This is a genomic window from Candidatus Kuenenia sp. (genome assembly GCF_039794105.1).
Classification (GTDB): Bacteria; Planctomycetota; Brocadiia; order Brocadiales; family Brocadiaceae; genus Kuenenia.
The window spans coordinates 1-7,214 of sequence record NZ_JBDIWA010000062.1; the positions used below are offsets into that span (position 1 = coordinate 1).

Sequence of the window (7,214 nt, forward strand, 5' to 3'; positions counted from 1 at the left end):
ACAAAATTATGATTTAGATGGAAAAATTTTAACCTTTTCCTGATTTGTTTATAGATTGCTTTTAATTTACACACAATTTTCTTTGCGTTTTATTTTCATTGCTGATCACATTCTCGGACAGCCTGTTTAGGTTTGACCCCATGACCTCCTGACCTCTTGCCAAAGCCTCCCTGCTTGAACGGAGACTCGCTGTTGGGCGTCAATCTCCAGCGGCTTGTTAGATTGTTTCTTTATCGAATATACGTTTTCCATGTATTACGGTAAGAATATGAATCTCATTTGCTTTGATTTCATAAACGATACGATATTGGAAAACAAATAATTCTCGAATAGATTCATTGCCAACTTCCGGCACGACTCTGCCTATTTTGGGGTGTTGGATTAGCGACTGAGGGGCTTCAAATATTTTTTGAATTGTAGATTCAGCATAAAACTCAGAATCTCTTGCGATAAACCCCCCAATTGCCTCTATATCTTCTAAAGCGTCAGGCGACCAAATTATTTTGTAATCCATTTTGAAAGTCGAACTTTGGCTTCCTCGTTGGAAATACCTTTGCCGTCTTTTATGGATTCTTGGCCTTTTCTGATCTTCTCTAGGACATAAAGATGGTATTGGATATCTTCCAATGTGGAGTTTTCCGGCAAGCGATGAATCATTTTCGCAACCTTGTCTTTTAAAGTATTCATGCCAATATTATAGAAAATTTTCCCTATATGTTGAAGTAAAATCTAACGATTGAACTCGCCTGCTGCCAACAGTATTGGCGCAAAACTTTGAAAAACCACTACACTGTTGGTGGCTGGGTGCATCGATTTGTTAGGCACGCTCTACTTTACTTCTACTTACACAGTCTGATAGATCAGTGGCCTAAAACGAGGTTCTGGTATTGGAATAAAGGGGTCGCACCTTGATTAGTGATTTAAGTTTTGTTGATCTCTTATCTTATTAATCTTATCGTATTCCGATAACATTGATTTAATAATAGTTGCACGCCGATTTATGAAGGAATAACCGAGACCAAACAAATTGCCTGTCCCTTAATTTTTGTACCAACCTGTACACCACAAATGATAGATTAATAATTCACGATTTAGTATTCATGAAAACATAGGTATAAACCTCAATCTCAAACCTGTCCTACATTTTTCCCAAAATTTCCAGAAACGAAATACGGTCATCATTATCACTAAAAATATTTCTTCTCTCATTCCCTCGTGATAAAATATGATAATAAGCGCCTTCAAATTCTATCCGCCATTGTCTTGACATGGCAAACAAGGTAGCATAACTGAATTTTATTGCCAAGAATATAATCACTAATCAAGATGTGACCCCGTCCTCATTTACTTTTTGTTTTATTCTTAAAAAGGAAAATATCTATAGATTTCTCTACGATGCAGGAATCTTACAAAAACTACAATTTCATTTTCAAGTTTGATCCCCACACGGTAAGCGCCTATTTTTATTCGATAGTATTTTCCACCACTTGTAAGTTGCTTAACATTTTTTATTTCCATTAGGTTTGGAGTGTTTTCAATTGTATCAATTAACGCTTTAACCTTCTTCAAGATATTTTTATCCTTAATTTTCTTAAGGTCTTTGGAGAAACTTTTCTTAAAGTCAATTTTCAAGATTTCCCCTCGATAATGTTAAATACTTCTTCTCTGCTTGTAGATTCGGTGGCTTCTCCTTCTTTAATTGCGTTTGTAAAGGCAATGTCTTCTATTGCTTCTGAAACAATATCGTGAAGCAGATCCCTTTTTTGCTCAATTACTTCTAAAAGTGTTTCCTTTAGTAAATCTTTTAATTTTTTTTCATCAATCGATAATTGTACCATTTTGACCTCCATTATAATTTGAAATATAGCATTAGACGTCTGTTTTAGTTAATCATATATTTTATTAAGGTATATAATCAATATTTTCACCAACGTCTTCAAGTTTATTTTGGTTTTCCAATTCTTTCAATTGTTTAATATTTTTATACGTTTGTCTAAAGGTAGCATTACTTGCTCAGGAAGATTAAATGGAGGAAATAGAGGTAGTGGATAATGTAATTTTGTTTTACGCCACAATCTAAGGGTTTCTTTCCATTTTACCTCGATGCTATATTTGAGGTCACTCTTTTAACAGCCAGGAGCTTGGCGTGGAAAGAGTGAGTAAGGAGCAATTGCAATGCTTTTACCTTACCTGGTCTTCCTTCCTTTACAGCCTTTGCGATACGCATTTGCAGTCTTCTGACGTGACGCCTTGCAGCATCCCAATTTATGGTATGCCACGTTATTGCATCATCGGCAGGGGCACCAGGATTGATTCCCGTCATTTGCGTTCCTGCCTCCGAAGATTCTTTCAATTCTCTCGCAATGAAACACCTGTTGGAAGTAGGCACTCCTTTCAGAATCGAAAAGTTTGATTCCCGACCTTTTAGAGTCAAGTCATGTTTCATACCCTATTCAATCCATTATAGAATGACATTTGCTTTTTCCAACTTCTCAGTACTGCCCTTTCATCAGTCTGCCTTGCGGTTGACCTGCCATGTGTTGCATATGGCGAAATGACAGTATTCCCCCGTTCTGCATAATTGACCATTGAATAACTTAGGTGATACCTGAACACCGACAGTTCTACGATTTCGTGCAGGTACGTTAGCGACCTGTATCCTTACTGCACACACAAGCACTGGGAAGTGTGTCCTTGACCTGTTAATTCCGGTAGGTCTGTAGCTCGTTTGCGATGCGTCAACGGTATTTCGATAAATCTCACCCTATTATCCAAACCATAGCCCTTAACCGGACGGAATTTCCGGAGGGGTTTTCACCTCACGGTTTCTACCCGTTTCGGTACATTGTCGGGAGGGCTTCACACCCCATCATCAGCGCAATGGTAGCATGCCTCCCTAGGGTACAGATGGAAATACATCTGGTATAATCAAGATGATAACTCCTTGTTATACAATCAATTATGCAACATCGGGTCACAAATAACGATTAGCATAACCAGCCGGCTTTGGAGCGCCAGCGGAAAAGCCGGCCCGCGTTGACGCTGTTGTTATACGCTACTTCCTATCTTTCCTAGGTCATGGCACCGACGGCTCTACGTGCTCTGGGAGTGTCCTTGGCCCGCCCGGCCCTCGCCTGTTCGGAGTAGGCGAATGTTTTTGTGGTCTAGGCGCTGGGGGTCGTGGCTCTGGCCGATCTTTGCGCTCTTTATCACTCATCATTATCCTCCGGTACAAAAAAAGCCTCAGCAGGTAGCTCTTCGCAAACCTCCTTCTCGAGTCGGCGTTTCAAATCCCCATCTTCCTTGTGCTCTACTTCTCTACCGACCAATACTACTTTTCTGGCTAACGCCTCTTTAAATCGATTCTGAAGCTGCGAGTTATAAGCTCTTTCTCGCTGTATATCCAACTGCAAAGTATATAAATCATGATCTAACGCTTTATAGCCGGATAGCACCTCCTCCATAGCCTGAACCTTCGGCCCATACTGAAGGAGCGGCTTCACTGCAGCTACTACCGCAGTCACAATTGCAAGGGCTTTCCATGCGATCTCCCCAGCCGAATACTCCCAAAACCATAGGCCAGCGATAGCAGAGGAAGGTACCGAGACTGCCAACAAAAGATCAAGAAATAGTTGCCTCTTTTTTAATGAGTCAATACAGGCAGAATAGTACTTTCCATTCAGCCTTGCAGTACGCAGAAGGTCATATACGGCCCATACCGAATGATCCCTACTCAAATCGACAACGTCAATCTTAACCGGCGCGGCTTTATGCGTCCGGTTGAAGATTTTGTTATCTCTCATTCGCTAAATTGCGCCACCAATTAATCAAGGTCTCACGTGTAATGTAGTGAAAACAATGTAGATTTACTGGCATATCATCAGGCAACCACGTACCGCCGCGTGAATGTGATGCGCGGCCAGTTAGTGGGACCTCAGATGGCTTTGACTTACGATCGAAATAGAAAGGTGGGTCGTACATTGGAGCTGGGAACGGTAAACCACCGTGCAGTGAGCGAGATCGGTAATTGTAAACTTTGCTGAGAGTATGCTTGAGGTTGGTCTTCGACCATTTCACGCGCAGCCATTCTTGATCCGGCCGGTCAGTTGGCTCGTTCGGTCCGAAATTTAGGGTGAAGTCCAGAAATTTCTTTGTGGCACCCAAAGAAGGCGCAATCAATTCGGCAATCTTCTCGACCAATTGATGGCCGCCCGCTTCATCAAGAATGGTTGCCACGTCTGGCTTCGCATCTTTCAGGCGTTCGGCTGGAGATGTATCCGACAGATAGATGTCGTTTGCCGCAGTTTCAAGAGCAGATACGAACAGCAACCAAGCAAGATGAGGCTCCGATTCAGCAGCCCAAAGAGCATCCTGATATGCAATGCAGGACCGGATGAGATTGACATACCTCTCCGGTGAGATCTTGGGAATTGACTTCAGCATGTTAAGATTATCGAGTGAATGGGTGCCAGTGATGGAAGGAAGAACATAGCGCCCAGGTCGTACACGAAGGAATGGAGCTGGTTTGTAATCCCATGCGCAGGGCCGTCCCATTGGATCCTTGCCGGGTTCAAATCGCCGCGATTCGCCGCCCGCCATAATTCGAGCACCGATGCACAGTGATGATAGTGCCGCAAGTTCATCAACCATCGTCCCACCGTGATAAAACGTCTCGTCCTTTTTTGACATGTCCGGTCGATATTCAGGAAGATGATCAACCAAACGTAGAATGATTGGCGCAGTTACGATTCCCGGCGTATCAGGTATTGGCACTGTATTTAGAAAGCTATAGGGGCCTAAGCCCGACGTGAATTCACCAGTGATGTGAGCGTCCGAATGGAACTGATACTCGTAAACCCCGTTGGCGGGCTCGTCGTTGAGGGCGTTTAGCCAATTGAGCTGAGAAAGAAGCGCACGCAAGCGAGCAGCGTCTTGAGTGTCTCCTGTTTGAGCGTTGGCATTCATGTCGTAACTCCAAATATTGGATAACCATTGATTATCGCAATCATTTACCCTGATAACTTGAGAAAAGTACTATTATCAGGTAAAATTGTTATGTAAAAAATTACCTTATAATTTTACTTCATAGACAATATAGCTTAGGAGAAAAAGATGTCAATCAAAAAAGAGAAAAGGTTGATCGATGAAGAAAGCAGTGGGGGTGTCAATGTAGAGACGCACGGCCGTGCGTCTCTACAGGAGGGGATTGAGGGGGTGGGTTTGTTCATTGCTTAACTGAAAATATTGAAATCCCTGAACATTTAATGTCATAGCAAGGCACGCCTTGCCACTACATGTTGAGGCTGTCATTTCCGCCTGCAATTAAATATGTTACAACAACACCTCCCCGCAAACCCGCATAATTAAAATGAAAATTCCTATATTTTAAATTTGGCAGGGAAGCAAGGCTAAAAGCATTGCCCGGCATTTAAACATAAAAGCGATAAATAAACGGCACGATCAGCTTTGCGTATTCTCCGTCTTTTCCATTCTTATGGCGAACATGAGAATGGCGGGGATGATGAAGATAGTAAAAATTGTCGAAAATGCCAGCCCTCCAAGCATAACGCTACCCAATCCCCTGTACAATTCAGAACCGGGGCCTGGCGCGATGACAAGTGGAAGCATGCCGAATATACTGGTAAATGCGCTCATAAATATTGGCCTTAACCTTGTCCTCGTTGACTCAATTACGGCGTCATGATAGTTCATCCCCTGGAAACGAACATTATTCAGCGCCTGATATACAATGAGAATAGCGTTATTAACAACAACACCGATAAGAATTACAAAGCCCAGCATGGTCAAAATGTCAAAAGGCTGTAAGGCAATAAATACATTGACCAATCTTAGCCCGATAAAACCCCCTGCCGCGGCAAGAGGAATGGTAAACATGATAATTAAGGGGTAGATAAAGTTCCCGAATAAGGCGGACATTAATAAATACGTAATAACAATTGCAAGGGCAAAATTCCATTGCAGCGCTTTTCTTGTTGTGGTAAGTTTATCCGCCGCACCGGACAATCTTATGGTTACCCCCTGAAGCATGTCCTGTTCTTTTAGTGTTTGCAAAACCGTCCCGTCAATGATCTCCATTGCTTCCTGCAGGGGGATCGTTTCGGGAGGGGTCACCTGGAGTGTTATTGTACGATCCCTTTCCAGGTGCCGGATTTGAGTAATGCCGGTTGTTCGCTGAAGCTGAGAGAGGGAATATACCGGTACTACAGATCTATTGGGAAGAGAAATAAGTGAGTTATATAATATTTCAGGCGTATGAATAGTTTCATCAGACGCCTTAACGATGAGGTCGATCTTTTTTTGCCCTTCTTGTTTATAATATCCGATCTTCCTTCCATCCATCAGTATGTCAAGGGCAATGCCAAGGTCATTAGTATTCATCCCCGCAGCCATGAGGCGGTCTCTTGATGGTACTATTTTTAACTCGGGAAAAAGGATTTCGAGTGAGGGTATCGGCCTGATCTGGGCTTCAGGAAGTTCTTTCTTTATCATTCCGAACATGGTTCCTGACACTTGTACAATTTGATGAATATCGCTGCCGCTAATATCCACTTCAATGGTACGCCCTTCCCCAATACCTGTTTCAAAAATGCCCGCCTGCATGCTTACTCCGTACATCCCGGGAATGGATTGGATTGTTTGCATAAACAAAGGCACCAGTTCTCCGGCGCGTTCTTCATGCATGCATTTTGCGCCAAAAATCATCCTTCTGTCCGCCCCGATATAAAACACATCACTTATTCCTGGGAATCCGTTATGATCTTTCTGCATGTAAGGGCCAAGCTGATTGGCTATGTGCCTGCCAATGTCCATTCTTTCCTTGTAAGAAAGGCCGGGAGGAGGTACGAGTATGCTCATAACAAGATTCCTGTTTCCCTGTGGAAGATACTCCATCTTTGGCAATAAGAGTATTGAAGCAATAACGGAAAACGCGGTAAGAATTAAAATAGTTGCTATTCGGGTTTTCCCCTCCTTAATTGCGAATGACACTAAAGCCATGATTATTTTCTGAAAAAACGCACCTGCTTTCAGAAGCACACCCGGCCCGGCGAATGATTTTGTTTTTACCTTTAACCTTCGAAACAGTTGTTCCGAAAACATGGGGATCACAAAAACAGAAACGAAGAAACTTAATCCTACGGCGCAGGTTACCGCAATTGCAATATCTCTGAAGAGCTGGCCTGCTTCTTCCTGCA

9 protein-coding genes and 1 pseudogene are annotated in these 7,214 nt (G+C 42.8%); 1 reads left to right on the top strand and 9 read right to left on the bottom strand.

Annotated features, from left to right (window positions below; all coding sequences use genetic code 11):
• Positions 1 to 217: 217 nt before the first annotated feature.
• From ABJL82_RS16250 to ABJL82_RS16285, 8 genes and pseudogenes are all read right to left on the bottom strand, one after another.
• Positions 218 to 514 carry a type II toxin-antitoxin system RelE/ParE family toxin gene (locus ABJL82_RS16250; protein ID WP_347275755.1) on the bottom strand — a complete coding sequence of 99 codons (297 nt, stop codon included), beginning with the start codon at positions 512 to 514 and terminating at the stop codon, positions 218 to 220.
• Complete coding sequence (locus ABJL82_RS16255) at positions 499 to 687, bottom strand: hypothetical protein (protein WP_347275756.1); 189 nt, start codon at positions 685 to 687, stop codon at positions 499 to 501. The genes ABJL82_RS16250 and ABJL82_RS16255 overlap by 16 nt, the downstream gene beginning before the upstream one ends.
• Before the next feature lie 451 nt (positions 688 to 1,138).
• The gene (locus ABJL82_RS16260) at positions 1,139 to 1,318 is read right to left on the bottom strand and encodes a hypothetical protein (RefSeq protein ID WP_347275757.1); all 180 of its coding nucleotides are present in this window, start codon (positions 1,316 to 1,318) and stop codon (positions 1,139 to 1,141) included.
• Between the two features lie 44 nt (positions 1,319 to 1,362).
• Positions 1,363 to 1,632, bottom strand: coding sequence for a type II toxin-antitoxin system RelE/ParE family toxin (locus ABJL82_RS16265; protein ID WP_347275758.1), 270 nt, complete (start codon positions 1,630 to 1,632; stop codon positions 1,363 to 1,365).
• The gene (locus tag ABJL82_RS16270) at positions 1,629 to 1,838 is read right to left on the bottom strand and encodes a hypothetical protein (protein WP_347275759.1); all 210 of its coding nucleotides are present in this window, start codon (positions 1,836 to 1,838) and stop codon (positions 1,629 to 1,631) included. The genes ABJL82_RS16265 and ABJL82_RS16270 overlap by 4 nt, the downstream gene beginning before the upstream one ends.
• Before the next feature lie 272 nt (positions 1,839 to 2,110).
• A pseudogene (locus tag ABJL82_RS16275) lies at positions 2,111 to 2,323 on the bottom strand (reverse transcriptase N-terminal domain-containing protein); the annotation flags it as partial.
• Positions 2,324 to 3,209: 886 nt separating this feature from the next.
• The gene (locus ABJL82_RS16280) at positions 3,210 to 3,803 is read right to left on the bottom strand and encodes a hypothetical protein (RefSeq protein ID WP_347275760.1); all 594 of its coding nucleotides are present in this window, start codon (positions 3,801 to 3,803) and stop codon (positions 3,210 to 3,212) included.
• Positions 3,793 to 4,965, bottom strand: coding sequence for a hypothetical protein (locus ABJL82_RS16285; RefSeq protein WP_347275762.1), 1,173 nt, complete (start codon positions 4,963 to 4,965; stop codon positions 3,793 to 3,795). Before ABJL82_RS16285 ends, ABJL82_RS16280 begins: the two co-directional genes overlap by 11 nt.
• A gap of 147 nt (positions 4,966 to 5,112) precedes the next feature.
• Here ABJL82_RS16285 and ABJL82_RS16290 point away from each other — a divergent pair, with 147 nt between their 5' ends.
• The gene (locus ABJL82_RS16290) at positions 5,113 to 5,235 is read left to right on the top strand and encodes a hypothetical protein (protein ID WP_347275763.1); all 123 of its coding nucleotides are present in this window, start codon (positions 5,113 to 5,115) and stop codon (positions 5,233 to 5,235) included.
• A 225-nt stretch (positions 5,236 to 5,460) separates the two neighbouring features.
• Here ABJL82_RS16290 and ABJL82_RS16295 read toward each other — a convergent pair.
• Positions 5,461 to 7,214: efflux RND transporter permease subunit (locus tag ABJL82_RS16295; RefSeq protein ID WP_347275764.1), on the bottom strand; the 1,754-nt coding region annotated here is incomplete at its 5' end.

Excerpts from the sequence above, each read along its gene's own strand:
- ABJL82_RS16250 (WP_347275755.1), bottom strand. The coding sequence starts at position 514 with ATGGATTACAAAATAATTTGGTCGCCTGACGCTTTAGAAGATATAGAG.
- ABJL82_RS16255 (WP_347275756.1), bottom strand. The coding sequence starts at position 687 with ATGAATACTTTAAAAGACAAGGTTGCGAAAATGATTCATCGCTTGCCG.
- ABJL82_RS16270 (WP_347275759.1), bottom strand. The coding sequence starts at position 1,838 with ATGGTACAATTATCGATTGATGAAAAAAAATTAAAAGATTTACTAAAG.
- ABJL82_RS16280 (WP_347275760.1), bottom strand. The coding sequence starts at position 3,803 with ATGAGAGATAACAAAATCTTCAACCGGACGCATAAAGCCGCGCCGGTT.
- ABJL82_RS16285 (WP_347275762.1), bottom strand. The coding sequence starts at position 4,965 with ATGAATGCCAACGCTCAAACAGGAGACACTCAAGACGCTGCTCGCTTG.
- ABJL82_RS16290 (WP_347275763.1), top strand. The coding sequence starts at position 5,113 with ATGTCAATCAAAAAAGAGAAAAGGTTGATCGATGAAGAAAGCAGTGGG.